This window comes from Arthrobacter sp. FW306-1B-F12A, assembly GCF_058781865.1.
The window spans coordinates 1-1,826 of record NZ_JBYSXD010000104.1 but is presented as its reverse complement, the minus strand read 5'-3'; the positions used below and the strand labels follow the sequence as shown (position 1 = coordinate 1,826).

The following is a 1,826-nucleotide window of genomic DNA, read 5'->3' as shown; positions in this document are numbered from 1 at the left end:
TTTGCGCTCCCAAATGCTGGCCATAGCCAAAATTCTAGGCTTCGTGTGCACAGAAAACGAGTTTCTGTGCACACTCACAAGCCTAAAACCGCTCTGACGCGAAGATTGAATTCGCGTCAGAGTCCGCTGCTGCGGTCAGCTAAAGCGGTCGAGGGTCACTTGGTAGCCCATGGTTTCGAGCTGGTGGACCGCCCGGCTCTTTGCCCGTTCCGGCTGTAAACGGGTGTAGAAATCGCTGCCGGGGTCCTCGTAGAGGGTCCCGTCCATGCCCATGTGCCATATCGAGACGAGCATTTTGTGCTGGATCGCGACGTTTGCCTTCTGCGGACCCCGCCGGGAAGCGATCCGACGGTATCGGGCGCCGAGGTAGGTTGTCGGGTTCTGTGCACAGGCCATTGCCGCGGCGCCAAGGGCTCCTTGGAGGTAGGGGTTGCCTGGACGGGTCCTGGTGGATTTGACCCGTCCAGCGGACTCGTTACTGCCCGGGGTCGTGCCGGCCCAGGATGCAAGGTGGCCGGGTGTGGGGAATCTGGACATGTCCCCTCCGATTTCGGCGATGATCACCTCGGCGGTCAAGACGCTGATGCCGGGAATGGTGGTGATCAGCTCTCGGAATCCTTGAAAGGGTTTGATCACCGCTTGGATACGCGCGGTGATGTCCTCGATCGCGGCCGAGTGCCGGTCGATCAGGTCCAAATGCACCTGGGCGAGGAACGCGTGGTGCTCGCTGAACTGGCCGGTCAGCGCCTCGATCAGCTCCGGGATCTTCGAGCGCAGCCGTCGCTTGGCCAGCTCCGCGAGGACGGAGGGGTCGCGCTGGCCCTCGATCAGGGACTCGAGCATCAGCCGTCCGGAAACACCGGTGATGTCGGAGGCCACCGCGGAGAGTTTGATCCCGGCGTCTTCGAGGAGTTTCTCGAGCCGCTGGATCTCACGGCCTCGTTCACGGGTGATCGCGGTCCGGGCCCTGGTCAGGTCCCGTAATCTACGGATCGGCTCCGGTGGAACAAACGAACCGCGCACCAGGCCGTGCGCACCGAGCTGAGCTAACCAGGTGGCGTCGGAGACATCGGTTTTGCGGCCTGGAAGATTCTTCACGTGCCGGGCGTTGACCAACATCACCTCGACGCCCGGCAGGTCTTCGAGCAGGTAGTAGAAGGGCTTCCAGTAGTCTCCGGTCGCTTCCATCACCACACAGGTGACCCTCTCAGCGGCAAGGTGTTCTCGCAATGCGAGGATCTGGTTGGTCATCGAGGCCCAGGTCGTCACTGTCTCGGTTGTTTTGCGACGCCCTGACGCGGCGATCCGGACACAGACCTTTGCGTCCCTCTTGGAGATGTCGAGCCCGGCACAACGGACATGGACCACTTCCATGGCTACTTCCTCCTCCATATCAAACAGGACCATCACTGATGTCCGTCGCGGGGAGGGCAGGGAGAAAAGGTAAGTCTGACGCTCGTGCTCGAAGGCAACAATCCACGGTTCCCGTGGAGCCCATCCACCACCATGCTGACCTACAGGCTCAGCGGCACTACAGAGCAATCGGGGTCGACCACGACGGACCCTTTCAGTGTGCGCTACGTAGGCGAGCAACGACCACAGACCAGCCGCTGCCAAATCTTCGCGCACCACGGCGCGCCCAGGAACGAAGGCGCCGCATTGCTGACCTGCGACAACATTGTGCCCGAGGTGGGACTCGAACCGCATTCCAGGCCGCGGAAACACAGGGAACTCCCGAAAACGTACCGAGTACGGCCCAATCCGACCGATATACGACCCAGTCCGACAGCAAAAGTGTTGACACTGTCAACAGCCCGCATCCGCCC

Annotated in this window: 1 protein-coding gene; it reads right to left on the bottom strand. The window is 61.6% G+C overall.

What is annotated here, in order from left to right:
- Positions 1-135 precede the first annotated feature (135 nt).
- The gene (locus AC3WJU_RS22400) at positions 136-1,374 is read right to left on the bottom strand and encodes an IS110 family RNA-guided transposase (RefSeq protein ID WP_492260919.1); all 1,239 of its coding nucleotides are present in this window, start codon (positions 1,372-1,374) and stop codon (positions 136-138) included.
- Between the last annotated feature and the right edge of the window lie 452 nt (positions 1,375-1,826).

Coding starts and splice junctions, on each gene's coding strand:
- AC3WJU_RS22400 (WP_492260919.1), bottom strand. CDS start 1,374: ATGGAAGTGGTCCATGTCCGTTGTGCCGGGCTCGACATCTCCAAGAGG.